Raw genomic sequence first — 21,671 nt, 5'->3', positions numbered from 1 at the left:
CCGTGACCTCCGCCTCGAGCCGCACGATCCTCATCTGCTCCGGCAAGGGGGGGGTCGGCAAGACCACCCTCACCGCCAACCTCGGCATCGCCCTGGCCAAGCAAGGCGCCAGAACCGCCGTGTTGGATGCCGATTTCGGTCTGCGCAATCTGGATCTGCTGCTCGGCCTCGAAAACCGGATCGTCTACACGGCGCAGGAAGTGCTCGCGGAAACCTGCCGCCTGGAGCAGGCTCTGGTGAAGCACAAGCAGGAGCCGAATTTATCGCTGCTGCCCGCAGGCAACCCACGCATGCTCGAGTGGCTCACGCCCGACGACATGAAGAAGATCGTGGCCATGCTGGAGGAGCGCTTTGATTTCGTACTGATCGACTGCCCGGCCGGCATCGAGGACGGCTTCAAGAATGCAGCGGCCGCCTCCCGCGAGGCCCTGATCGTGACCACTCCGGAAGTGTCCGCGGTGCGGGACGCCGACCGGGTGATCGGCCTGCTGCAGACGCGGGAAATCCAGCCGGTGCAGCTGGTGCTGAACCGGGTGCGGCCAAAGATGATGGCCAATCAGGAGATGCTGGCCGTCGACGACGTGACCGACATCCTCGCCCTGCCGCTGGTGGGCCTGGTGCTGGAGGACGAGCAGGTGATCGTGTCGACCAACCGCGGCGAACCGCTCACCCTCAATGGCAGCCGCTCCCCCGCAGGCCAGGCATACATGAACGTGGCCAGGCGCCTGCGGGGCGAGGACGTTCCACTGGTGGATCCCACCAAGAAAGCACCTGGGCTGAGGGCCAAGATCGGCCGCTTGATGCAAACCAAGATCTTCTGATCACCGATGACGCTCCGCGAACTCATCGACAAGCTGCTTGGACGTCAACCGGCCAGCGCTGCCACCGCCAAGCAGAGGCTGCAGCTGGTGCTGGCTCACGATCGCAGTGATCTGAATCCTGAACTGCTGGAGCAGATGCGCCGTGAAATCCTTGAAGTGGTGTCGCGCTACGTGGAAATCGATCTGGAGGAAGGCGATGTGAGCCTGGAAACCGAAGACCGCGTGACTGCTCTGGTGGCCAACCTGCCGATCAAGCGGGCCCGCCCCACACCGTTACCTCCACCGCCTGGCACGGCTGCCGCCTCCGCCTGAGCAAGCCAGCGGCTTCAGCCGCTGGCCATGGGCTACGCCGGAGTGAAGTGGGAACCAGGGCCAGCAACGAGGGCGAAGCTGCGGTTGCGTGGGAACCCTGGCATGAGCCCCACTTCAGCGATGGATCCCTTGCCTGCCACCAGCGAACCCACACTGACTTCACCCGTGCTCACCCCTGCCGAAAGGCGCGTGCTGCATATGTTGAAAGATGGGAGAAGCAACAAAGGCATTGCCGCCGCCCTTACCTTGAGCCACCGCACCGTGGAAAGCCACGTGTCGCACTTGCTGGCAAAAACCGGCTGCAACAACCGGAGCCAGCTGCTGCTGTGGGCTCTGGGGGAGAGATAAGCTCAACGCGTGCCGGCTTAGCTCAGCGGTAGAGCAGCGCTTTTGTAAAGCGAAGGCCATCGGTTCAAATCCGTTAGCCGGCTTCTCTTTGCCCTCAAGCTCACTGCTGTTTCCTTCTCGCCAGCAGGTTCCGGCGGCGTGCCGGCCTTCCCCGTGCTGTGCAACAGCATTGCTCCTTGCCGCTTGATGCTGTTTTGCTCTATGCCCTGCAGGACGTCAGCGGCTCAGGAGGCAAGACAAGCAACACACGGGGAAGCCCCAGAGCCGACGCCGTCTTTCAGGAGCGCCGGCCCGCCAGCAACCAGCCGCCAGCGATCAGCGGCAGCCAGATCCAGCCGCTCAAGGAGAGGAGCGGCGTGAAGGCGCGCAGCACCGGCTCCAGGAGTGCGTCGAATCCCGTGAGCAGGAACACGATCAGCAGGATCAGCCAGAGCATGGCGGAATCATGGCGCGCCGTTGATGGGCATCACAGCCCCACGCCGCAGCACTTCCCAGCGATCGTCCGGATGCCAGCGAAGCACCGTGCTGGCCTGGCCCTCCATCGACGGCCACGGCAGCGGAGCCAGGATCGGCAACCCGCCGAACACCGCAGCCACCTCGACAGGGGTGCGGCAAGGCGGCTCCCCTGAGCGGTTGGCGCTTGTGGTGGCCAGAGGGCCGGTGCGCCGCAGCAGATCCAAAGCCTGGGCACAGGCTGGAATGCGCAGGCCCAGGGAGATTCCCTGCTTGGGCGCACTGGGCTGCAGGGCCTCAACGATCGGGCCGCTCGCCGGCAGCACGAGGGTGACCGCGCCTGGCCAGCAGCGCGCCGCCATCTCCAGCCAGGACGGCTGAAGAGGTTGGTGCAACGCCGCAAACAACGGCTCCGGATCTGCCCCCATGAGGATGAGCGGCTTGCCTTCAGGGCGCTGCTTGAGACGCCAGATCTGGGCGGCCACAAGTGGTTGGGTGGCCAGGGCGGGAAGGGTGTCGGTGGGAAACACCGCTGCTCCGCCACCGACCAGGTGCTGAGCCAGAGCCGCTGGCCCGAGGGTAAGCGGCAGAGAGGAACCAGGAGCAGGCAACGAATCCATCAGTGGGGAATGGGCGGACGCCGGCCCTGGGCAAAGCGGAAGTGCCCTTCCAGATCCTTGTGGGCAACAACCGCTTCCAGACCGGCCGCGCTGAGCAGAGCGCACACGGCGGAGGATTGGTCGTGGTGATGCTCGAGCAGCAGCCAGCCCCCGGGGGCCAGAGCCTGGAGAGCTCCGGCGGCAATCAAGCGAACTGCATCAAGGCCATCGGCACCGCCATCGAGGGCGAGATGGGGTTCATGCCAGCGCACCACGGGATCGAGCTGGCTCACCTCGGCTGAGGGGATGTAGGGGGGATTGCTGACCACCAGATCGAGCTGCCCCCAGACGGCCTGCAGGGGGTCCCACCAGGACCCTTCCAGCTGTGCGACCCGGCCTTGGACGCGGGCGCGCTGGAGATTGTTGTGCGTGTGGTGAAGCGCCTCCGGGGAGCAATCCACTGCCCATCCCTGAGCCTCTGGGAAAGCCAGCGCCAGCGCCACTGCCAGGCAACCGGAACCGCAGCCAAGATCGGCCCAGCGGCGTGGCCAGCCGGGGGCGAGGGCGCCGGCATGCTCCAAGGCCAGTTCCACCAGCCATTCGGTTTCCTGGCGGGGAATCAGGGCCCCGGGCCCCACAACGAGCTCCAGATCGCGCCAGGGGCATAACCCCACCAGGTATTGAAGGGGGATGTGCTCGCTCAGATGACGGCGCCAGAGGCGCTCGATCTCGCCGAGGCTGCATCGCAGATCCACGCTGAGCTCAGGCTCAAGCCGCAGGCGATGGCGGCCGCGGCCATCCACTCCGCCGGCGAGATCCAGCAGCCAATCGAAATCTGCGGCAACTCCGCCGAGGCGAAGTTGTTCGCGGCGCCAAGGCCAGAGTTCCTTGCCGCTGAGCCGAATCGGCCCTGCGGAGCCTGTGGATGGGGTTTCCACGGGGGAGAACGTCTGTGGCGAGGCTGGAACTGCGATGGGACTGCGTTTGGCCGATGCGGAAAGGCTAAGCAAAGCTGCCGTGGGCGGGCCGCCAGTACAGCCCAGGCTCGGCGCTGATCAGCCCCGCCAACTCCAGATCCAGAAGCAGGCTGGAGAGATGCGCTGGTGGCTCTCCAAGAGACTGGCAAAGGTGCTCAAGCGAGGCCCCGCTGCCCAGTGCGGCGAGCAGATTCCGCTGCACAAACGTCAGTGCCCCCACCCGGCAAGATGGCAAACCTGTGGCCCGCTCAGCGGAGCTCTGCGCCTGCAACAGCGGGCCGGGGCCCAGCTGGTGCACAAGATCCCCAGGCTGCAGCAACGGTGTGGCACCTTGCAGCAGCAAGCGGTTGCTGCCCTGGGCAGACACCTTGGCCGCATCGGCCGGCACCACCCAGAGCGGCAGACCCTGCTCCCAGGCCAGCGCCGCGGAATGGAGAGCGCCACTTTTGAAGGGGCACTCGATCACTACCACCGCCTTTGCTAGGGCCACCTGCAGGCGGTTGCGGGCGGCGAAATGGCCACGCTGAACCGAGGCGCCCGGGGGTTGCTCGGTGATCAGCAGCCCCCGGGCGGCCACAAACTGCTGAAGGGGCCCGTGATGGCGGGGATAAGCCCGCCTTAGCGGCGTGCCGAGCACCGCCACTGGCTTGCCATCCTGAGCCAGACACCCTCGATGGGCGGCGGCATCGATGCCATCGGCGAGGCCGCTCACCACAGGCCAGCCTGCCGCGGCAAGGGCAGCACCCACGGCCTCCGCCATCGCCAGACCGTGCAGGGAGGGGTTGCGGGTGCCCACCACAGCCACTGCCTCGCGGCGGCGCAGCACCGGCCATAAGGCGCCCTGCCCCTGCCAGTAGATCGCCAGGGGTGGCCGTTCCAGGGCAGTGAACGCCCGCGGGTTGGCGGGATCCCCGGGAAGCAGCACCCGGCACATCGCCGCCGGCGCCGGCTTGCCGGCGGCGACCGGATCGGCGCCGTGCCGCTGCCGATAGGCCTCCACAGCGGCCCGCAACCCTGCACCCAACCCCTGCACAGCGGCAAGATCCGCGGCCGGCACCTTCCAGGCCTCTTCCAGAGAGCCGAACCGCTGCTCCAGCCCCTCCAGCCGCCGGATTCCCAGACCCGGGCAGCCAGCCCAGAGCAACCACCACCGCCGACGCCGCTCTGGCCATGGCAGCCCCATCTCAGACGTGGGATTGCCAGAAACGAAGCCCTTGGGCCATGGGCTCGGCACAGCGCCAGAGCCCCGAGGAAAGCTGACGGCAACAAGCTCTCCCATTCCGCCGACAAAAGATCAGTACGCTTGTACTATGGCATGGCGGTCCGAGGGCCCCGCCGCAGGGCTGCCAGCGCCTCCGCCAGATCGGCGGGCGGTTGGCGTCGCAGCCGCCGCTGTGGAACGCCCCCGGCCGGATGGGGCCTGGATTCCACCAGCACAAGCTCCACCCGCGCGGTGGCAGCCACATGCCCTTCCATGCCCACGAACCTGCTGCACCAGGGCAGTCGCAGCCCCTGCGCCTCACCCACCATGCTCTCGATCTCCACGCAGTCACCGTGCTGGAGCGGGCGGCGGTAGTCGATGGTGAGCGAAACCACCGGCAGCTCAAGGCCCCGGTCGGAGAGCACCCGGTAGGGCAAGCCCACCGCTGCCAGCGCCTCCACCCACGCCTCCTCCAACCAGCGGAGGTAGGCCCCGTGCCACATCACCCCTGCGTGATCCGTGTGCTGAGGCAACACGCGCCGGGTCAGACGCCAGGGCCAGGTCGGTTCACGATCGTCCATTACGACCTCGACAGGGCGGAGCTGCTGGCCCCGGAGGCGGCCATAGGCTGATTTTGAACCGTGACGCCCCCGTGTTTCGCAACCTTCTGATCGCCGATTCCGGCAAAGGTCATGTGGAGGAAATGGTGCGCATGCTGCGCGACCTCCCGGCCTTCCGGCAGGCACGGCTCAACCTGCTCCATGTGGTGCCCGAGCAGTCGGGGGAAACCGTGCAGGAGCACTGGCAGCGTGCCGGCGGGTTGATGGCGGAGGCCGTTCAACGCCTGGGCCTCAATCCCACCGATGTGAACACGATCATCCGTCAGGGGGATGCCAAGCAGACTGTGCTGAAGGTGGCCGATGAGCTGGATGCCGACCTGATCGTGATGGGGTCGCGCGGCCTTGGACGGCTGCAGTCGATCCTGGGCAACAGCTCGAGCCAATACGTCTTCCAGCTGTCCACGCGGCCCATGCTGCTGGTCCGCGACGACCTTTACGTCCGGCATCTCAACAGGGTGATGGTGACCATCGATGGCACCGGCGTGGGCGATGACGCCCTCAAGATCGCCTGTGAGCTGGTGAAGGAGATTCCCGGGGGCACGCTCACCGGTGTGCACGTGAGCCGCCAGCAACTGGCTCCCAGCCGAGGCGGAAAAACCCCGGCAGACGAGGTGCTGGAGAAGGCCAAGCAGCGCGCGCGCAGCTTTGGCGTGGAGCTCAAGGGGGTGCACCGCGATGGCAACGATGTGGGCCGGGAAGTGTGCGCAGCAGCCAAGGAGATCGAGGCCGATCTGCTGGTGATTGCCTCTCAGGATCGTCGCCCGCTGGTGGCCAAGGCACTGGTGGACATCGATCGGCTGCTCGGGACCTCGGTAAGCGACTTCATCCGGGTGCACGCTCCCGCGCCGGTGCTGCTGGTGCGCGAACCCGAACGCCGCGCCTGAATCCGAAAGCTCTGGCCCGCTTCAGCCGGAGCCGGTGGTGCAGTTGTCAGGTAATGGCGTAAAGGCAGTTGCATGGAGGCAATTGCGTTCGTGCAGTTGCTTTCAGGCAGCTGGCTTCACGGCCTGAAGAACGACCACCTGACTGGATCTCTAGCAAGCAGAACCAACGGCCAGCTCTGGGGAAAACCTTTCCTGCGGCAAAAGGCGTGAGCAAACCACTGGGTTGCGCCCATGCGTTGCGCTCACCTTGCCCGAAAGCTGTGAGCGGAGGGAGCGATGCAGGCGGACGAAAAAACGGGTTTCTCTCTGCCAAAAATAACCCCAGGGCAAACCTGAGGTTGCTCTGGGGTGAAAAAGCGCCAGGTGCGGGCTCAGCCTTGCTGGCGGCTGTTGGTCTGGATGTAGAGGATGATCAGGAAAATGGCCGGGACCAGCACGAACAACAGGCTGGCCACGAAACCGAGATCGTTGGTTTCCATCAAGGCATGGAGGACTCAGCGGACCGTATCACCATTGCCAGACGCTTCAGGAAGCCCTTCACCCGTCGTTGCGGTCGTGGCGCCCTCGTCCTCGTCGTCCAACGGCGCTTCCACCACGGGCCAGCTGGTGGGGCCCTCCGGCAGCGGCTGCTGATGGGCCTCCGCAAGCAGCCGGTCACCGTCCGGCAAGGCGACCTGGGGGCGAGTCACCACGATCAGCGAGCGCTGCACCAGCGCCTGGCAAGCCAGGCGCCAGTTCCCAGGACGCTTGAGCAGCTTCCGCTCCTCCACAGCGGTGCGTGGGGAGAGGGCGGCCGCAGACGTTGCCGGCTCCTCGACCGCCACAAAACAGGTGATGCACTGGCCGCAGCCGCCGCAATTGCCCAATTTCCCCTTCAGGCCATAGATCTCCACCCCTTCGCGCAGGGCCACCTCCCGCAGGTTTTCGCCGGGATAACAGCTGACATCACGGCCTTCACGAACAAAGCGGATCACGGGCATGGAGGAACGGCTCAAACCACGCCATTGTGCTCCTAAGGTTGCGAAATGTAACTACACAATCGCGACAGGGCCAGACCCCGTATCACGGCTCGTTTCAGCTCCCTTGGTGGCCTCTCCGCAACGGAAGGAAACCCTTACGATCGCCAGCACGGAACGATCCATCTGATCGTCCGCTGCTCGGGTCACACCCTTGCAGCCGTTTGTTTCCCCGGACCTAACCCCCATGGGATTGCCCTGGTATCGGGTGCACACGGTCGTGATCAACGACCCGGGCCGCCTTCTGGCCGTGCACCTCATGCACACCGCTCTTGTTGCCGGCTGGGCCGGCTCCATGGCGCTTTACGAGCTCGCCATCTTCGATCCCTCCGACCCGGTGCTCAACCCCATGTGGCGCCAGGGCATGTTTGTGATGCCCTTCATGGCCCGCCTCGGGGTCACAGGCAGCTGGGGAGGCTGGAGCATCACCGGTGAAACCGGTGTCGACCCTGGCTTCTGGAGCTTCGAAGGCGTAGCCGCCGCTCACATCATTTTCAGTGGCCTGCTGTTCCTTGCCGCCATCTGGCACTGGACCTACTGGGATCTTGAGATCTGGCAGGACCCTCGCACAGGCGAGCCCGCCCTGGATCTGCCCAAGATCTTCGGCATCCACCTCCTGCTGGCCGGCCTCGGTTGCTTCGGCTTCGGAGCCTTTCACCTCACAGGCGTCTTCGGCCCTGGAATGTGGGTATCCGATGCCTACGGCCTCACCGGGCACCTTGAGCCCGTTCAGCCCTCATGGGGGCCCGAAGGATTCAACCCCTTCAACCCCGGTGGAATCGTGGCTCACCACATCGCCGCCGGCATCGTTGGGATCATCGCCGGCATCTTCCACATCACCACGCGCCCCCCGGAGCGTCTTTACAAGGCTCTGCGGATGGGCAACATCGAAACGGTGCTCGCCAGCGCGATCGCAGCCGTTTTCTTTGCAGCCTTCATCGTGGCTGGCACGATGTGGTACGGCTCTGCGGCCACCCCAGTCGAGTTGTTCGGTCCCACCCGCTACCAGTGGGATCAGGGCTACTTCAAAACCGAGATCAACCGGCGCGTGGCCACGGCCATGGAGTCCGGAGCCAGCAAGAAGGAGGCTTACGCCTCCATCCCTGAGAAGCTTGCCTTCTTTGACTACGTCGGCAACAGTCCTGCCAAGGGAGGTCTGTTCCGCGTCGGCCCGATGGTGAACGGTGACGGCCTGCCCACCAGCTGGCTGGGTCATATCAGCTTCACCGACAAAGAAGGGCGCGATCTCCAGGTTCGCCGTCTGCCCAACTTCTTCGAGAACTTCCCCGTGGTCCTTGAAGACAGCGCAGGCATTGTGCGGGCTGACATCCCCTTCCGCCGCGCCGAAGCGAAGTACTCCTTCGAGCAGACCGGCGTCACCGCCACCGTCTACGGCGGTGCTCTCGACGGTCAGACCTTCACCGACCCTGCAGACGTGAAGCGCCTGGCACGCAAGGCCCAGCTGGGTGAAGCCTTCGAATTCGATCGCGACACCTATCACTCCGATGGCACCTTCCGCAGCTCCCCGCGCGGCTGGTTCACCTTCGGGCACGCCACCTTCGCGCTGCTCTTCTTCTTCGGCCACATCTGGCACGGGGCTCGCACCCTCTACCGCGATGTGTTCGCAGGCATCGATCCTGATCTTGGCGAGCAGGTCGAATTCGGCCTCTTCCAGAAACTCGGTGACCGCTCCACCCGTCGGATCCCCGAGGGCTTCGTGCCCCCGGCCGGCAGCACGCTCAGCTGATCGTCCCTTCGCACGAGAACCTCGATGGAGAGCTTCGCCTACATCCTGATCCTGACCCTGGCGATCGCCACCCTGTTCTTCGCCATCGCCTTCCGCGATCCCCCGAAGATCGGCAAGTGATCCCTGTCCAGCTCTGCCCCCGCCCCGGCGGGGGCTTTTTCATGCCGACGGGCCGGAGAGAGGGGGGGGAACCTGAGGGCGAGAACCCTTTTCATTGAATGAATGTCTGCTTACAATTGATAAGCGCAACTTGCGGCGAAAAAAGGGATGCAATGTCCCTCCTGCCAACACACCGACAGCCGGGTCCTCGAATCCCGATCCGCAGATGGAGGCAGGAGTGTGCGCCGTCGCAGAGAGTGCCTCAACTGCGAAGCCCGCTTCACCACCTACGAGAGGGTTGAAACGGTTCCGGTCACCGTGGTGAAGCGCAACGGCCAGCGGGAGCTGTTCAGCCGCGAGAAGCTGCTGCACGGACTGATCCGCGCTTGCGAAAAAACCGGCCTGGAGCCGGCCCGGTTGGAAACCGTGATCGACGAGATCGAGCTGCAGCTCCAGCAACGCGGCGGTCGTGAGGTCAGCAGTGCCGAGATCGGCGAGCTCGTGCTCCAGCAGCTCGGCGAGATGAGTGAAGTGGCCTACGTGCGCTTCGCCTCGGTGTATCGCCAGTTCCAGGGGATCAGCGATTTCGTTTCCGCCCTCGAAGGGCTGAGCCGGCGTCCCGCCAAGCGCCGCAACGACGGATCCAGCCCGGCACTGGCCATCTTGAACTGACGGTCGCGCCGATTCGTATAGTCGGAGATTGGGTTTGCGCTGTCGGCGGGCAGCCAGGCCGAACCTTCGCTCTGCCACAGGCAGACCGCCACTCCTTCATGACCGTGACCCCTTCCGACATCAGCAGCGCCGAGGCCGACCTCGAACTCATCGACACCATCGCCGCTGATCTGGACCTCGACATTCCGGAAGAGGTTCCCACCGCTGACGACCCCTCGAGCCGGGCTGCAAGCCGCGACGCCGATGGGGCCGGTTTTACCCTGGAGGAGTTCGCCTCTCTTCTCAGCAAGTACGACTACAACTTCAAACCCGGCGACGTGGTGAACGGCACTGTGTTCGCCATGGAGCCAAAGGGCGCCATGATCGACATCGGCGCCAAGACGGCTGCCTTCATGCCTCTCCAGGAGGTCTCGATCAACCGCGTCGAGAACCTCAGCGACGTGCTGGAGCCCGGTGAGGTTCGCGAATTCTTCATCCTCAGCGAGGAGAACGAAGACGGCCAGCTCACCCTCTCCATCCGCCGCATTGAGTACCAGCGGGCCTGGGAGCGCGTGCGTCAGCTCCAGAAGGAAGACGCCACGATCTACAGCGAAGTGTTTGCCACCAACCGTGGCGGTGCCCTGGTGCGGGTGGAAGGCCTGCGTGGCTTCATCCCCGGCAGCCACATCAGCACCCGCAAGCCGAAGGAAGATCTCGTCGCCGACTTCCTGCCCCTGAAGTTCCTGGAGGTGGACGAAGAGCGGAACCGTCTGGTGCTCAGCCATCGCCGCGCCCTGGTGGAACGCAAGATGAACCGCCTCGAGGTCGGCGAAGTGGTGATCGGCACCGTGCGTGGCATCAAGCCCTACGGCGCCTTCATCGACATCGGCGGCGTCAGCGGCCTGCTGCACATCTCCGAGATCAGCCACGAGCACATCGAAACACCCCACACGGTGCTCAATGTCAACGATCAGATGAAGGTGATGATCATCGACCTCGATGCAGAACGTGGTCGGATCTCCCTCTCCACCAAGGCGCTCGAACCCGAACCCGGTGACATGCTCACCGATCCCCAGAAGGTGTTCGACAAGGCCGAAGAGATGGCCGCCCGCTACAAGCAGATGTTGCTGGAACAGGCTGAAGAGAGTGAGCCGATGGGCGTCACCCTCGACCTCGACTGATCCACGCCTCTCCCCCCGGGTGCATCCATGGCCGTCCTGGCCCTGCGCGGTGAACCGATTGGCCAGTTGGATGCCGTTCTGTTCGACAAGGACGGAACCCTCAGCCATAGCGAGCCATTGCTGACCAGCCTGGCCCGCACCCGCATCGATCTCTGCGAGGCACGGGTGGCGCCTGAGCGCCGCCTTGAGCTGCGTGAACTGCTGGAGCGGGCTTATGGGCTCACGGGCGATCGTCTCCACCCTGCCGGAACCACTGCGGTGGCCAGCCAGAGCCACAACCTCATCTCCACCGCCACGGTGTTCTGCCTGGTGGGACTGGGCTGGCCGGAAGCCCTCCGCCACAGCGAGGAGGTGTTCTTTTGCACCGATGCTGCGCCAGGGGAGGATCAGGCCGCTGCTGTAGCTTTGCCTACCCAGGGCCTGGAGCGGCTGCTGGCTGAGCTCGACACTGCGGGCGTGGTGATCGGGGTGATCAGCAACGATCAAGCCACAGGTATCGAGCGCTTTCTGAGGGCCCATCAACTTCAGCACCACATTCGTGGCATCTGGAGTGCCGATCACAAGCCCGCCAAGCCCGACCCGGGCGCCGTGCATGGGTTCTGCAGGCAGCTCGGTGTGGAACCGGCGGCCTGCGCCCTGATCGGCGACGCCGACAGCGACCTATCCATGGCTGAGGCCGCAGGAGTTGCCGTGGCCTTGGGGTATCTCTCCGGCTGGCTCACACCACCGGCGCTCGACGCCCGCTACCCCCGCATCCACCATTGGTCGGAGCTCACTGTGCTGGAGGCACCGGGCACCAACGGATCCGCTACCTGAGTACGAACCCCTGGGGATTCAGGGAATAGGCTCACCCCTCTAGATCCCTTTTCCACCGGCATGGCGCGATACGTCTTCACGTCCGAATCGGTCACCGAAGGGCATCCCGACAAGATCTGCGACCAGATCAGCGACGCGGTGCTCGATGCCCTGCTCAGCTCCGACCCCACCAGCCGTGTGGCCTGTGAAACGGTTGTCAACACCGGGCTCTGCCTGGTGACGGGGGAGGTCACCACCAACGCGAAGGTGGATTTCACCAGCCTGGTGCGAGGGGTGATCGAACGGATCGGCTACAGCGGAGCGCGGGCCGGCGGCTTCGACGCCCACAGCTGCGCCGTTCTGATCGCTCTCGATCAGCAATCTCCCGACATCGCCCAGGGAGTCAATGAAGCCGATGACCACGATGGCGACCCGCTTGATCTGGTGGGTGCCGGCGACCAGGGAATCATGTTCGGCTTCGCCTGCGATGAAACGCCGGAGCTGATGCCGCTGCCGATCAGCCTGGCGCATCGCCTCTCCAGGCGCCTCGCCATGGTGCGCCACGAGGGGACGCTTCCTTACCTGCTTCCCGATGGCAAGACCCAGGTGAGTGTGGTGTACGAGCATGGCCGCCCCGTGGCCATCGACACCCTGCTGATCTCGACCCAGCACCTGGCGGAGATCACCTTTGCCGATGGCGCGGTGGTGAGCGATGAAACCACCCTGCGCGAGAGGATCGCCGACGACCTGTGGACGCACGTGGTGGAGCCGGCCACTGCCGATCTCTACATCCGCCCGTCCCGCAGCAGCACCCGCTTCCTGGTCAACCCCACCGGGAAATTCGTGGTGGGCGGGCCGCAGGGGGATGCCGGACTCACCGGCCGCAAGATCATCGTGGATACATATGGCGGCTCTGCCCGCCATGGCGGCGGTGCCTTCTCCGGCAAGGACCCCACCAAGGTGGACCGCTCCGCGGCCTATGCCGCCCGCTTCGTGGCCAAAAGCCTCGTGGCGGCAGGGCTTGCCCGCCGCGTGGAAGTGCAGCTGAGCTACGCGATCGGTGTGGCCCGCCCTGTGAGCATCCTGGTGGAGAGCTTCGGCTCAGGCCTGCTCGGCGATGAGGCACTCACCGCCCTGGTGCAGGAGCATTTCGACCTGCGGCCCGGGGCGATCATCGACGTCTTCGGGTTGCGCACCCTTCCCCAGGAGCGCGGTGGTCGCTTCTATCAGGACGTGGCGGCCTACGGCCACTTCGGCCGCAGCGACCTCAACCTCCCCTGGGAGAACGTTGACGCCATGGCGGCCAAGCTGAGGCAGGCCACGGCCGATCGCATTCCAGCCGGAAGCGCCGCCTGACTGGAGGCCTCCGCCATGTCCGGGGCGGGACCGCAAGCCCCGTTCTGCCTGGGGATTGACCTGGGCACGAGCGGCCTGCGCCTTGCCCTCGTCGATGCGGCAGGACTGCCGGTGGCTGAAGGCGAGCGGGCCTTGCCCTACCCACAGCCGTTTGAACAGCCCAGCGGTTGGCGCTCCGGACTGATGGCCCTGGTTCAATCCCTGCCGGCAGACTGGCGGCAGCAGGTGGCGGCCCTCAGTGTGGATGGCACCTCCGGCACCCTGCTGGCCTGCCGCCCCAATGGTGAACCACTGGGGGAGGCGCTGTCCTATGCACTGGCCTGCCCAGAGCACGCCGCCAGCCTGGTCGCACTGGTGCAGCCCGGATCATCGGCTCGCAGCAGCTCCGGCAGCCTGGCGAGGGCGTTGCGGCTTCTGGAGGTCCACGCGCTTCAGGAACCAGCCCTTCTGCTCCGCCATCAGGCCGACTGGGTGATGGGCTGGCTGCTGGGGAACTGGCGCTGGGGGGAGGAAGGCAACAATCTCAAGCTCGGCTGGCAGCTGGAACCAGGCCTCTGGGCGGGCGCCATCGGCGAGCAGCACTGGTCGGGCGCGCTGCCGGAGATCGTGGCCAGTGGCACCGCTCTGGGCCCGTTGCATGCCCCAGCGGCCGCCGCACTGGGTCTGCCTCCTGGCTGCCTGGTGATCGCAGGCACCACCGACGCCAACGCGGCCGTGCTGGCGGCGGCACCACGGGATCACGAAGGGGTTGCCGTGCTGGGGAGCACGTTGGTGCTGAAGCAGTTCGTGGCGCACCCGATCCAGGCGGCCGGGGTGAGCTGCCATCGCGTGGCTGGGCGCTGGCTGGTGGGAGGAGCCTCGAATGCGGGCGGCGTGGTGCTGAGGCGCTTCTTCACCGATCAGCAATTGCGGCAGCTGAGCCGTCAGATCGACATACGCCGCCCCAGCGGGCTGGATCTGCTGCCGCTGCCATCGGCGGGAGAGCGTTTCCCGGTTGACGATCCCACTCTGGAGCCGGTGCTGGAGCCACGGCCGGTCAGCGATGTGCGGTACCTGCAGGCCATGCTGGAGGGCCTCAGCCGTATCGAGGCACAGGGCTGGCGGAAACTTCAGGAGCTCGGCGCGCCGGCCGTGCAGCAGGTGGTGACGCTGGGGGGTGGGGCCCGCAACCCCCAGTGGTGTCAGCTGCGTGAGCAGCTGTTGGGAGTCCCGGTGCGCTGCCGACCGGGTGTGAGCTGCGCTTTCGGCTCAGCCTTGCTGGCCCAGCGAGGCTGGCGGCAATGGCTGGCTGGCCGAGGATGATGGCCATGGAACCGTCTGCCTGCCTGCGATGAACGAACGACTGCGCACCGTCATCTCCATGGGGCTGTTCGTTGTTCTGGCGGGCTATGTGGCCTTCAGCGGCGTGCGGCTGGGGCTGCTCCTCTGGCAACGCTTCGGGGCCGGCTAGAGGCGCAGGGGCGAGCAGGCCAGCCAGAATCGCGCTTCGCCCCACTCCTTTGCGCGTCGATGTCCGCCGATCCCCTCACCCCAGCCGTCAGCGCACGCATCTGCGCCCACATGAACAACGACCACGCCGAGGCCGTACTGGCCTACGCCCGCCACTACGGCGGAGTGGCAGACGCCCAGGCGGCCCACATGCTTCAGGTGCTGCCGGAAGCCATGGAACTCGACGTGGATGGCGCCACCATCTCCGTACCCTTCGATCACCCGCTCACGGACAGTGAGGACGCTCACCGGACCCTCGTCGCCATGCTGCGGGCCATGCCCTCACAGCCGGGCTGAGCGGCGTCTCAGCCGCAGGGATCACAATGGCGCCGGTTGGGAAGGCTGAGGAGACACGGCAGGTGGGAGTCCTGCCACTCCCCGCCACCCCCGCCCACACGCCATGTTCCGGTCGTTTTTGAGCGGCTGCTGTGAGCTGCTCACCATCTCGGTCTGCCCACGCTGCCGCCAACCGTTGCCCAGCCGAGAGCAGGCCAGGCTTTTGTGCCTGCCGTGTCAGGAGCACCTGGAGTTCACCGGTATCGGGCTGCAGGGAACCGAGCCGCTGCCCTGGTGGAGCCTGGGCGCCTATGACGGCGCCTTCCGCCGCGAGCTGCTAGGACTGCGCAAGCGCCCTGATCCGGCCATGATTTCCGCCCTGGCGCGCAGCCTGGGCGCCACCCTGCCGGACGCACTCTGCCGTGACGCGCTGCTGGTGGCAGTGCCGAGCTGGAAGCGCCGGGCGAATCCCCTGCCGCAACAGATCTGCGCCGGACTCCCCCTGCCGGAGGCCGCGCTGCTGCGCCGCCGCCACGCCACCTTCGGGCAGCACCACCTCAATCGCCAGCTGAGGGAGCGAAACCAAGCTGGCTCGTTCTGCCTCAGTGCCGAAGGCGAGCGGTTGGCCGAGCAAGGCCTGCGCGCCTGCGGCGACTTGCCGGCCCCCACCTGGAGGAAGCAGCAGGTGCTGCTGGTGGACGACATCCTCACCACCGGCGCGACGGCGCAAGCCGCCGCTTTGGCCCTGGGACAGGGGGGATTCCAGGTGGCGGGGCTGCTCTGTCTGGCCCGCACGCCAGCATGAAGGCGCCACGCGCCGTGATCTAAGATCCGGGAGCGCTGCGGCCGCAGCCTGCCGGGATAGCTCAGTTGGTAGAGCAGGCGACTGAAAATCGCCGTGTCCCCAGTTCAAATCTGGGTCCTGGCATCCACCATTTCTGGCCTACAGCCTTTGCGTGCCGCGATTTTCGGGCACCGTGCGTTGTGTAGTTCTGCCTGGCTTCGTGCTCAGCCGCTGAAACTCCGGGTCGATTCCGGCGTTGGCGGCGGTCACCAGGCCGGGGCTTGCCGAAACTTCCATTGCCCTTCCCGACGCAGCTTTCATGATGCGCACCCCCCCCGAGTGGGACTCGAATCAACTGTTCAACAACGCCGACAGCTTTGGCATGTCGTTTGATCAGGCCTGGCAGGCCTCTCTGGCGGCCGACCCCTCCCCGGACCTGAGCGAGGCGGAGAGGCTGGCGGCCATCCTGGACGCCCTGAGTGACCACCCTTTCGCCATCAACCAGCCGGATCTGGTGGCCCATGTGGCGGCGTTCCGACTGCGGTTGCTGGGCGGCTGAGGCTGGGGCATGCTGCACCGCAACGTTCTTCGGCTTCCACTACAGGCTTCCAGCAAAGGCTCCGGCCAGAAACTGCCAGCGCAGGCTCCGCTCATAGGATCCGCTCATGACCACGACCCTGCGCCGTCTGGTGGAGATGCTGAGCGCCGGCTTCAGCAACCAGCACCAGGCGTTTGAGAACCCACCGATCTACGCCCACATCCTGGTGGCCTTCCGTCCCGTGCCGCAGCTCGGAGAAGGTGCCTTGCTGCTGGAGCAGTCGTATGCCTTCGCGCCGCGGCAGCCCTACCGGATCCGCATCCTGCGGGCCGAGGCGTCACCGGATGGCTCGGTGCGCATCCATAACCACGCGTTGGTGGAGGAGAAGCGGTTCTGGGGGGCTGTGGAGGAGCCGGAGCGGATGGCGACGATCCAGAACGACGACCTGCGCCTGCTCAAGGGCTGCTCGTACGTGGTTCGCCAGCAGGGAGACGGTTTCGTGGGCGAGGTGGAGCCCGGCTGTGGTTGCCTGGTGGAACGCAAGGGGAGCGTGGCCTACCTGGTGAGCAGCTTTGAGCTCGATCCCTGCGGGATGCGCACGATCGACCGCGGCCACGATCCGGAAACCCACCAGCAGCTGTGGGGATCAGTGGCTGGCCCCTTCGAGTTTCAGCGAACCCACGATTACAGCGCAGAGATCCCAGCCGATTGGTTCGCCGCCTGAGGCATGACCGGGGCGGGCGGCACAGCCTGCCCCACCAACTTCAAGACTTCTTCATGAAGAGAATGTCATGAACTCTTATTTTGTAAAGGAGTATGTGTGGATGCTTTTCATTCACCAAGATCGCGACGAGAGCCTCTAGCTTCTACCACCAGCACAACACTTTCGCATGCCTCTGCCCCTGCTCGAATACAGCCAGATCGCGCAAAATGCCCGCGTCAAAAGCTATTCCGTCGGCAGTGAGGAGGATCCCCGCCGCTCCCCCGAAGGTCTGCGCCGCAGCCCTCAGGACATGGACGCTTTGATCGAGCGCTCCTACCGCCAGATCTTCTTCCACGCCTTCAAAGTCGACCGCGACGCCGCCCTGGAATCGCAGTTTCGCAACGGCCAGATCACAACACGACTCTTCATTCGCGGTCTTCTGCTATCGCCGCGATTCCGTGAAGGCTTCTATCGCTGCAACAGCAATTACGCGATGGTGGATCAGATCGTCGGCCGCGTTCTCGGCCGCAAAGTGAATGGGGATGGGGAACGGCTCGCTCTCTCGATTCTGATTGCGCAGCGCGGGCTTGAAGGCTGTGTCGATGCCCTGCTGGAGTCGAATGAGTATCTCGATCGTTTCGGCGAGATGGACGTTCCCCAGCAATTGGGACGTGTGCTGCCTGGCAACCCCGGCGGTGAGCTGCCGTTCAACCAGCAAGCCCCCCGTTACACCGCTTACTGGAGGGACGCCCAGTCCAAACGAGCGCCTGCAGGGCCCTTCCGCGGCACCCGCTCCTGGGGCAGCACCCCCCACATGGTGATGGGCACCGACGTGATGGCTCCCGGCCCGGTTCCCGTTCAGGTGTCGCCCACCTGGAAGAACGGCCAACCACCACGCCTTGCGATGAATCTCTGGCTGCTGGCCGGCGGCCTCGGCGCCCTCGAACTGGTGAGGGTGCTGCTCACAACGGCTGGCGCCATGCTGAGCACCGGTTCCGGGGGCTGAGTCCCAAGCGTGAGCAAGGGCTTGGGCGCCCATGGCCCAGGCCCATCGTTCATCTTCAGATGGCTTGCCCAGGCAGCCCGCTTCAGGCCGTCAGTTCATCCATGAAGGGTTGTTCCTCGTCCTCGGGAAACACATCGTCGGCTTCGATGGGACGTTCAGGGCGCTCCAAGGCTGCCGGCATGGAACGCGCCTTCGCCAGCGACGGCTCCTGAGCATGGAGCCCGAACACCTTGGCCCCGCTCATGGCGCCAGCAGCCTCAGCAGCGGCCAGATTGTCCCTGTCGCCAGGCTCGGGCGGCGATGCTTCGAGCAACGACTCTTCCAACGGGGGCCCTTCGACCTGGGTGCGGCGCCTGGGCTGGGCATGCAGCACCTGCAAACGCGGCGGCGCGGCATTGGCTTCAGCAACTCCCCCCGGTGTCCCCTCCAGGAGCGACTCCAGAGAGGCAAGCCGTTGGCCGGTGGCTTCCAGCACATCCACCAGAGCGGCGGCGCTGCCGGCTTGCACCGAAGCCTGCTCTTCCAGGCACCGCTTCTGCTCATCCCAGCGGCCCATGCGCTCTTCCAGCTCCAGCAGACGGAGGGTGAGCGTTTCGCAGATCACACTGAGCGACTGGAGCTGAAGGCTCATGCGATGGGACCAGGAATCCGCCGTAGGCAGGGACGTCATGGCTTCACACAACAGACCAAGGCATGGCCGGATGGTATCGGCGTTGGCAGATGGCGCCAGATCTCTGCTTTGTAACGATTCTGGAACCAGGCGCTGGAGGTTGTAGTCCCCCCATAGGATCCCGCTAATGCCAGACCCGTCCGCGAGTGCCGCGCCGTGTACGGCACCCTCCCGACAGGCCCTGTCTCCCCACCCCCGGCTCGCACGCCCATGACACTCGTCAACGCTGCCTATCTGGGCATTGACCGTTTTTCGACCTCGCAAAACAAGGAAAACTGGCTGAACGCCACCGAATCCGACAAGGCCACATTGATTCGGGCTGTTTACCAGCAGGTTCTCGGCTTCCAATACGTCCTCAAGAGCGATCGCCTTGAGGGTCCTGAATCCCTGTTCCGTCGCGGCTATCTGAGTGTGCGCGAGCTGGTTCGCCAGATCGCCAAGAGCAGCCTCTACCGCAAGCGCTTCTTCGAAAGCACCAACCCCTACCGGTTCATCGAACTCAACTTCAAGCATCTTCTCGGGCGCGCTCCCCAGAACAAGGCTGAAATGCTTGAGCACTTCACCATCCTGCAGGAGCAGGGCTTCGACGCCGAAATCGATTCCTACATCGACAGCGCCGAGTACCAGGAGCGTTTCGGAGAAGATCAGGTCCCTTATCTCCACGGCTGGAATTACTCCGCCGGGCAGCAGGGCCTTCAGTTCTCCTACCTCCTCCAGCTCACCCGCGGCGTGGCCGCTTCCGTGAAAGGTGATCTGGCCAAGAACCAATCCCGTCTCAACCCCTCCATTCACAAGGAAGCCCCCATTCCGGTGGTGAGCCCGAATGCCTGCGGTTCGGCTTTCCGCAAGGTGGAAGACGATGGCGTCACCCGCATGGGCGTGGGTGCTGGCCAGCAAGGCCGCACCTATCGCGTTGAGATCACTGGTTTCAACAACTACAAACTGCACAAGCGCAGCAACCGTGTGCGCTTCATTCCGTTCGACAAACTGCTGGAGTACCAGCAGCAGATTCACCGCCAGGGTGGCAAGGTTGCCAGCCTCACACCAGTGAACTGATCTTTTTCTCCATCCCCTCGCCATCCCAGCCATGAAGGTCTCCGCAGGCACCCGCGGCAGCAGCTTCAGCAGCAACCGCCAAGTCACCATCAGCGTCACCGGCATCGTCAACAACGACTATGTGCGCAGTTCTGATTGCGTCATGCAGGTTCCCTACACCCGCATGAACGACACGCTTCGGCTCGTGAACCGCCTTGGCGGCAAGGTCACCAACGTCTCCGTCAGCGGCGGCGATATCGCAGCGGATTGATTCCAGCGGGGACAACCCACACCGCCTAGCGCCTGAAGCCTGGGGCCCTTCCTGGGCCTCTTCTCATCAAACCTCCTCCTTGGGAGGTTTTTTTATGGCAGCAATGACCTGGATTTGAACGGGGCGGCGTGAACCCCGGAAGCCAGTACAGGGTGAAGGAGAGTCTTCAGCCAGCCCGACTTGAGCCGGGGACTCGACCATGAAACACACCAGGCCTTCACCCGAGCAGATCCTCCGCACGCTCTAGCCGAAGGCTTTTCCGAAGGAGTGGAAGCTTCTGGCTGAGGCAGAGCTGGAGAAGGCAATGCTCAAAGACCTTGCCGAGAGCAACTTCTGAGCCCGGAACTCCGGCGCAGGGCCGTCGTGGTCCTTGCAGGAGCGATACCGGGCATCTGAACGCCTCGTCTGTCGGGTGGCTGGCCAGCACAGCAGCACGCAGCGCCATGGCGGCAAGGTCATCGATCTGGAGGAGAGCAAGCTCCGGCGGCGCCCCCTAAGGATCGCGGCCGAACACATCCGCTGGAACAGCCGCATGGCCTATCGCCTTCTGCGTGAGGGCTGGATGGTGAATCACAAGTGAGTGCAACGGCTGTGGCGGGAGAAAGGCCTGCAGCGCCCCACTCCTCGCAAGCAGAAGCGTGCACGACCCGCCGAAGGCTCCGTGCGGCCTCACCAGGTGTGGGCCATGGACGTCCAGTTCGATGCCACCGCTGATGGAAGGCGGCTCAAGTTCCTGAATGTGATCGACGAGGACAGCCGCCTGTGCCAGGCGATCCGTCTGGGACGGCGTTGCAAGGCCAGAGATGTGGTGGCGGTGCTGGAGAAGCTCATCAGGCTCTACCCAGCTCCGGCCTTCATCCGCAGTGACAACGGGCCGGAGTTCATTGCTCATGCCCTCAGACGCTGGAGCGAGAGCAGCGGTACGGGAACGGCCTAGATCGAGCCAGGATCGCCTTGGCAGAACGGCTTGCCGAGTCGTTGAACGGACGGTTCCGCGATGCGTTCCTGAATACGGAACTGTTCTCGACACCAACCGAGGCCCAGTTGCCATCAGACCAATAGCAGAGGGACCACAACACCCATGAGCTCCGCTTGACTTCGTCTACAGGCCGCACTCAGCCCTCCAGGGTCATGCGCCCCTGGGAGCAGCTCAACTGGGAGCTGCAGCATGACCACAACCAACAACTCTCCTTCGGCCTGGACCGATCAAGGGGGTGACTTCAGGGGTGCGGTCGGGCAGCGCGGAGCTGAGCTGGCCAGAGTCAATCCGAACCAAGCTGAACTGGACGCACTTGACCAGCACGGAAGTGGACTGGACGCGTTGATCCCCTCAACGTTGAACTTGCAGCGCTCGAGCAGGATTCCCACAACTCGTGGGCATCAAAGTGATCCCACACATGGGATTTTCACCAGGTTTCTGTTCCCTCAGATACATTCACTGGGGCCTGCCACCTCAGCCTGGGCACAGAAAGCCTGGCTGCACCACGCAAAAGCCTTGCCCCGCAATGGATATCAGCAGGCAATGACCATTTGTTAAGCATCGCTCACAAGATTAGGCGTTGGGCCAAAAATACGTAGGCCAAGTCGGGGGTCCGCTGGCACCGGTCAAACAACGGTGTTCAGCGCAAGACACACCTTTCTGGCTCGCGTGAACGCCTTTGGCGCTCTCGCTTTGCACACCCACCCTCCCGACCCCACCCGTCGAGAACAGGAGCTCATTTACATGTTCGACGCCTTCACCAAGGTCGTTGCTCAGGCTGATGCCCGCGGCGAATTCCTCAGCAGCGCCCAGATCGACGCCCTGGCGTCGGTTGTCGCTGACAGCAACAAGCGCATGGAT

The 21,671-nt window shown here is 64.8% G+C and carries 28 protein-coding genes, 2 tRNA genes and 1 pseudogene; 23 read left to right on the top strand and 8 right to left on the bottom strand.

Features of this window, described 5'->3' with window-relative positions; genetic code table 11:
• Positions 1 to 2 precede the first annotated feature (2 nt).
• The 4 genes from minD to KQ303_RS09485 all read left to right on the top strand — a co-directional run bounded on the left by minD (position 3) and on the right by KQ303_RS09485 (position 1,564).
• Positions 3 to 821, top strand: a complete 819-nt coding sequence (minD, locus tag KQ303_RS09500) for a septum site-determining protein MinD (protein ID WP_094514061.1) — start codon at positions 3 to 5, stop codon at positions 819 to 821.
• A 6-nt stretch (positions 822 to 827) separates the two neighbouring features.
• Positions 828 to 1,133, top strand: a complete 306-nt coding sequence (minE, locus tag KQ303_RS09495; protein WP_094514062.1) for a cell division topological specificity factor MinE — start codon at positions 828 to 830, stop codon at positions 1,131 to 1,133.
• Between the two features lie 129 nt (positions 1,134 to 1,262).
• Positions 1,263 to 1,481 (top strand): response regulator transcription factor, encoded by a 219-nt coding sequence (locus KQ303_RS09490; protein ID WP_399233369.1) that lies wholly within the window; start codon positions 1,263 to 1,265, stop codon positions 1,479 to 1,481.
• 11 nt (positions 1,482 to 1,492) lie between these two features.
• Positions 1,493 to 1,564 (top strand) — tRNA-Thr (locus KQ303_RS09485).
• Between the two features lie 194 nt (positions 1,565 to 1,758).
• On the opposite strand, the gene KQ303_RS09480 is transcribed toward KQ303_RS09485, so the two are convergent.
• From KQ303_RS09480 to KQ303_RS09460, 5 genes are all read right to left on the bottom strand, one after another.
• A complete protein-coding gene (locus tag KQ303_RS09480; protein ID WP_198948317.1) occupies positions 1,759 to 1,917 on the bottom strand; it encodes a hypothetical protein in 159 nt (52 codons plus the stop codon).
• A gap of 7 nt (positions 1,918 to 1,924) precedes the next feature.
• Positions 1,925 to 2,554 carry an L-threonylcarbamoyladenylate synthase gene (locus KQ303_RS09475; RefSeq protein ID WP_259730076.1) on the bottom strand — a complete coding sequence of 210 codons (630 nt, stop codon included), beginning with the start codon at positions 2,552 to 2,554 and terminating at the stop codon, positions 1,925 to 1,927.
• On the bottom strand, positions 2,554 to 3,471 hold the full coding sequence (gene prmC / locus KQ303_RS09470) for a peptide chain release factor N(5)-glutamine methyltransferase (protein ID WP_259730075.1): 918 nt from the start codon (positions 3,469 to 3,471) through the stop codon (positions 2,554 to 2,556). Before prmC ends, KQ303_RS09475 begins: the two co-directional genes overlap by 1 nt.
• A gap of 64 nt (positions 3,472 to 3,535) precedes the next feature.
• Positions 3,536 to 4,693, bottom strand: coding sequence for a DNA-processing protein DprA (locus KQ303_RS09465; RefSeq protein WP_259730074.1), 1,158 nt, complete (start codon positions 4,691 to 4,693; stop codon positions 3,536 to 3,538).
• 125 nt (positions 4,694 to 4,818) lie between these two features.
• Positions 4,819 to 5,247: an acyl-CoA thioesterase gene (locus KQ303_RS09460; RefSeq protein ID WP_311134140.1), complete on the bottom strand. Its 429-nt coding sequence runs from the start codon at positions 5,245 to 5,247 to the stop codon at positions 4,819 to 4,821.
• A 116-nt stretch (positions 5,248 to 5,363) separates the two neighbouring features.
• On the opposite strand from KQ303_RS09460, the gene KQ303_RS09455 reads away from it, so the two are divergent.
• Positions 5,364 to 6,215, top strand: coding sequence for a universal stress protein (locus KQ303_RS09455; RefSeq protein ID WP_259730072.1), 852 nt, complete (start codon positions 5,364 to 5,366; stop codon positions 6,213 to 6,215).
• Positions 6,216 to 6,586: 371 nt separating this feature from the next.
• On the opposite strand, the gene psbM is transcribed toward KQ303_RS09455, so the two are convergent.
• A complete protein-coding gene (psbM, locus tag KQ303_RS09450) occupies positions 6,587 to 6,694 on the bottom strand; it encodes a photosystem II reaction center protein PsbM (protein ID WP_094514076.1) in 108 nt (35 codons plus the stop codon).
• Positions 6,695 to 6,709: 15 nt separating this feature from the next.
• The gene (locus KQ303_RS09445; protein WP_094514078.1) at positions 6,710 to 7,195 is read right to left on the bottom strand and encodes a 2Fe-2S iron-sulfur cluster-binding protein; all 486 of its coding nucleotides are present in this window, start codon (positions 7,193 to 7,195) and stop codon (positions 6,710 to 6,712) included.
• 223 nt (positions 7,196 to 7,418) lie between these two features.
• Between KQ303_RS09445 and psbB the strand changes: the two genes are divergently transcribed.
• The 13 genes from psbB (at position 7,419) to KQ303_RS09380 (ending at position 17,855) form a co-directional block, all read left to right on the top strand.
• Complete coding sequence (gene psbB / locus KQ303_RS09440) at positions 7,419 to 8,978, top strand: photosystem II chlorophyll-binding protein CP47 (protein WP_259730071.1); 1,560 nt, start codon at positions 7,419 to 7,421, stop codon at positions 8,976 to 8,978.
• 24 nt (positions 8,979 to 9,002) lie between these two features.
• Complete coding sequence (locus KQ303_RS09435; RefSeq protein WP_006042122.1) at positions 9,003 to 9,098, top strand: photosystem II reaction center protein T; 96 nt, start codon at positions 9,003 to 9,005, stop codon at positions 9,096 to 9,098.
• Positions 9,099 to 9,245: 147 nt separating this feature from the next.
• Positions 9,246 to 9,749, top strand: a complete 504-nt coding sequence (gene nrdR / locus KQ303_RS09430; protein WP_094514082.1) for a transcriptional regulator NrdR — start codon at positions 9,246 to 9,248, stop codon at positions 9,747 to 9,749.
• A gap of 98 nt (positions 9,750 to 9,847) precedes the next feature.
• Entirely contained in the window at positions 9,848 to 10,909 is a 1,062-nt protein-coding gene (locus KQ303_RS09425; RefSeq protein ID WP_094514084.1) for a 30S ribosomal protein S1, read from the top strand.
• A gap of 27 nt (positions 10,910 to 10,936) precedes the next feature.
• On the top strand, positions 10,937 to 11,725 hold the full coding sequence (locus KQ303_RS09420) for an HAD family hydrolase (RefSeq protein WP_259730070.1): 789 nt from the start codon (positions 10,937 to 10,939) through the stop codon (positions 11,723 to 11,725).
• A 60-nt stretch (positions 11,726 to 11,785) separates the two neighbouring features.
• Positions 11,786 to 13,060, top strand: coding sequence for a methionine adenosyltransferase (gene metK / locus KQ303_RS09415; RefSeq protein WP_094514088.1), 1,275 nt, complete (start codon positions 11,786 to 11,788; stop codon positions 13,058 to 13,060).
• A 15-nt stretch (positions 13,061 to 13,075) separates the two neighbouring features.
• Positions 13,076 to 14,362 carry an FGGY-family carbohydrate kinase gene (locus KQ303_RS09410; RefSeq protein WP_259730069.1) on the top strand — a complete coding sequence of 429 codons (1,287 nt, stop codon included), beginning with the start codon at positions 13,076 to 13,078 and terminating at the stop codon, positions 14,360 to 14,362.
• Between the two features lie 207 nt (positions 14,363 to 14,569).
• Positions 14,570 to 14,845, top strand: a complete 276-nt coding sequence (locus tag KQ303_RS09405; protein ID WP_259730068.1) for a DUF2470 domain-containing protein — start codon at positions 14,570 to 14,572, stop codon at positions 14,843 to 14,845.
• A gap of 103 nt (positions 14,846 to 14,948) precedes the next feature.
• Positions 14,949 to 15,629: a ComF family protein gene (locus KQ303_RS09400; RefSeq protein WP_259730067.1), complete on the top strand. Its 681-nt coding sequence runs from the start codon at positions 14,949 to 14,951 to the stop codon at positions 15,627 to 15,629.
• A gap of 50 nt (positions 15,630 to 15,679) precedes the next feature.
• A tRNA-Phe gene (locus KQ303_RS09395) sits at positions 15,680 to 15,752 on the top strand.
• A gap of 175 nt (positions 15,753 to 15,927) precedes the next feature.
• Positions 15,928 to 16,167 (top strand): hypothetical protein, encoded by a 240-nt coding sequence (locus KQ303_RS09390; RefSeq protein ID WP_259730066.1) that lies wholly within the window; start codon positions 15,928 to 15,930, stop codon positions 16,165 to 16,167.
• Positions 16,168 to 16,273: 106 nt separating this feature from the next.
• On the top strand, positions 16,274 to 16,870 hold the full coding sequence (locus KQ303_RS09385; protein ID WP_259730065.1) for a chromophore lyase CpcT/CpeT: 597 nt from the start codon (positions 16,274 to 16,276) through the stop codon (positions 16,868 to 16,870).
• A gap of 166 nt (positions 16,871 to 17,036) precedes the next feature.
• A complete protein-coding gene (locus tag KQ303_RS09380) occupies positions 17,037 to 17,855 on the top strand; it encodes a phycobilisome rod-core linker polypeptide (protein WP_255101504.1) in 819 nt (272 codons plus the stop codon).
• 82 nt (positions 17,856 to 17,937) lie between these two features.
• Here KQ303_RS09380 and KQ303_RS09375 read toward each other — a convergent pair whose 3' ends face one another.
• Positions 17,938 to 18,525 (bottom strand): hypothetical protein, encoded by a 588-nt coding sequence (locus tag KQ303_RS09375; protein WP_259730064.1) that lies wholly within the window; start codon positions 18,523 to 18,525, stop codon positions 17,938 to 17,940.
• A 210-nt stretch (positions 18,526 to 18,735) separates the two neighbouring features.
• On the opposite strand from KQ303_RS09375, the gene KQ303_RS09370 reads away from it, so the two are divergent.
• The 5 genes and pseudogenes from KQ303_RS09370 to KQ303_RS09350 form a co-directional block, all read left to right on the top strand.
• Positions 18,736 to 19,581: a phycobilisome linker polypeptide gene (locus tag KQ303_RS09370; RefSeq protein WP_094514107.1), complete on the top strand. Its 846-nt coding sequence runs from the start codon at positions 18,736 to 18,738 to the stop codon at positions 19,579 to 19,581.
• 31 nt (positions 19,582 to 19,612) lie between these two features.
• On the top strand, positions 19,613 to 19,831 hold the full coding sequence (locus tag KQ303_RS09365; protein WP_094514109.1) for a phycobilisome linker polypeptide: 219 nt from the start codon (positions 19,613 to 19,615) through the stop codon (positions 19,829 to 19,831).
• A 412-nt stretch (positions 19,832 to 20,243) separates the two neighbouring features.
• On the top strand, positions 20,244 to 20,411 hold the full coding sequence (locus tag KQ303_RS09360; protein WP_259730063.1) for a hypothetical protein: 168 nt from the start codon (positions 20,244 to 20,246) through the stop codon (positions 20,409 to 20,411).
• Positions 20,412 to 20,768, top strand: a complete 357-nt coding sequence (locus tag KQ303_RS09355; RefSeq protein WP_311134139.1) for a DDE-type integrase/transposase/recombinase — start codon at positions 20,412 to 20,414, stop codon at positions 20,766 to 20,768. It begins immediately after the preceding gene.
• Positions 20,769 to 21,554: 786 nt separating this feature from the next.
• Positions 21,555 to 21,671: pseudogene (locus KQ303_RS09350) on the top strand (phycocyanin subunit beta); the annotation flags it as partial.

It is taken from the genome of Synechococcus sp. CS-1333, from assembly GCF_025128015.1.
Taxonomy (GTDB): domain Bacteria; phylum Cyanobacteriota; class Cyanobacteriia; order PCC-6307; family Cyanobiaceae; genus MW101C3.
Note: the sequence above shows the minus strand (reverse complement) of the source record. Positions and strands in the feature narration are given on the sequence as shown.

Excerpts from the sequence above, each read along its gene's own strand:
- KQ303_RS09380 (WP_255101504.1), top strand. The coding sequence starts at position 17,037 with ATGCCTCTGCCCCTGCTCGAATACAGCCAGATCGCGCAAAATGCCCGC.
- KQ303_RS09375 (WP_259730064.1), bottom strand. The coding sequence starts at position 18,525 with ATGACGTCCCTGCCTACGGCGGATTCCTGGTCCCATCGCATGAGCCTT.
- KQ303_RS09385 (WP_259730065.1), top strand. The coding sequence starts at position 16,274 with ATGACCACGACCCTGCGCCGTCTGGTGGAGATGCTGAGCGCCGGCTTC.
- KQ303_RS09370 (WP_094514107.1), top strand. The coding sequence starts at position 18,736 with ATGACACTCGTCAACGCTGCCTATCTGGGCATTGACCGTTTTTCGACC.
- KQ303_RS09390 (WP_259730066.1), top strand. The coding sequence starts at position 15,928 with ATGATGCGCACCCCCCCCGAGTGGGACTCGAATCAACTGTTCAACAAC.
- KQ303_RS09410 (WP_259730069.1), top strand. The coding sequence starts at position 13,076 with ATGTCCGGGGCGGGACCGCAAGCCCCGTTCTGCCTGGGGATTGACCTG.
- psbB (WP_259730071.1), top strand. The coding sequence starts at position 7,419 with ATGGGATTGCCCTGGTATCGGGTGCACACGGTCGTGATCAACGACCCG.
- KQ303_RS09475 (WP_259730076.1), bottom strand. The coding sequence starts at position 2,554 with ATGGATTCGTTGCCTGCTCCTGGTTCCTCTCTGCCGCTTACCCTCGGG.
- nrdR (WP_094514082.1), top strand. The coding sequence starts at position 9,246 with ATGCAATGTCCCTCCTGCCAACACACCGACAGCCGGGTCCTCGAATCC.
- KQ303_RS09425 (WP_094514084.1), top strand. The coding sequence starts at position 9,848 with ATGACCGTGACCCCTTCCGACATCAGCAGCGCCGAGGCCGACCTCGAA.
- KQ303_RS09405 (WP_259730068.1), top strand. The coding sequence starts at position 14,570 with ATGTCCGCCGATCCCCTCACCCCAGCCGTCAGCGCACGCATCTGCGCC.
- psbM (WP_094514076.1), bottom strand. The coding sequence starts at position 6,694 with ATGGAAACCAACGATCTCGGTTTCGTGGCCAGCCTGTTGTTCGTGCTG.
- minE (WP_094514062.1), top strand. The coding sequence starts at position 828 with ATGACGCTCCGCGAACTCATCGACAAGCTGCTTGGACGTCAACCGGCC.
- KQ303_RS09400 (WP_259730067.1), top strand. The coding sequence starts at position 14,949 with ATGTTCCGGTCGTTTTTGAGCGGCTGCTGTGAGCTGCTCACCATCTCG.
- KQ303_RS09365 (WP_094514109.1), top strand. The coding sequence starts at position 19,613 with ATGAAGGTCTCCGCAGGCACCCGCGGCAGCAGCTTCAGCAGCAACCGC.
- KQ303_RS09445 (WP_094514078.1), bottom strand. The coding sequence starts at position 7,195 with ATGCCCGTGATCCGCTTTGTTCGTGAAGGCCGTGATGTCAGCTGTTAT.
- KQ303_RS09465 (WP_259730074.1), bottom strand. The coding sequence starts at position 4,693 with ATGGGGCTGCCATGGCCAGAGCGGCGTCGGCGGTGGTGGTTGCTCTGG.
- metK (WP_094514088.1), top strand. The coding sequence starts at position 11,786 with ATGGCGCGATACGTCTTCACGTCCGAATCGGTCACCGAAGGGCATCCC.
- KQ303_RS09435 (WP_006042122.1), top strand. The coding sequence starts at position 9,003 with ATGGAGAGCTTCGCCTACATCCTGATCCTGACCCTGGCGATCGCCACC.
- KQ303_RS09480 (WP_198948317.1), bottom strand. The coding sequence starts at position 1,917 with ATGCTCTGGCTGATCCTGCTGATCGTGTTCCTGCTCACGGGATTCGAC.
- KQ303_RS09420 (WP_259730070.1), top strand. The coding sequence starts at position 10,937 with ATGGCCGTCCTGGCCCTGCGCGGTGAACCGATTGGCCAGTTGGATGCC.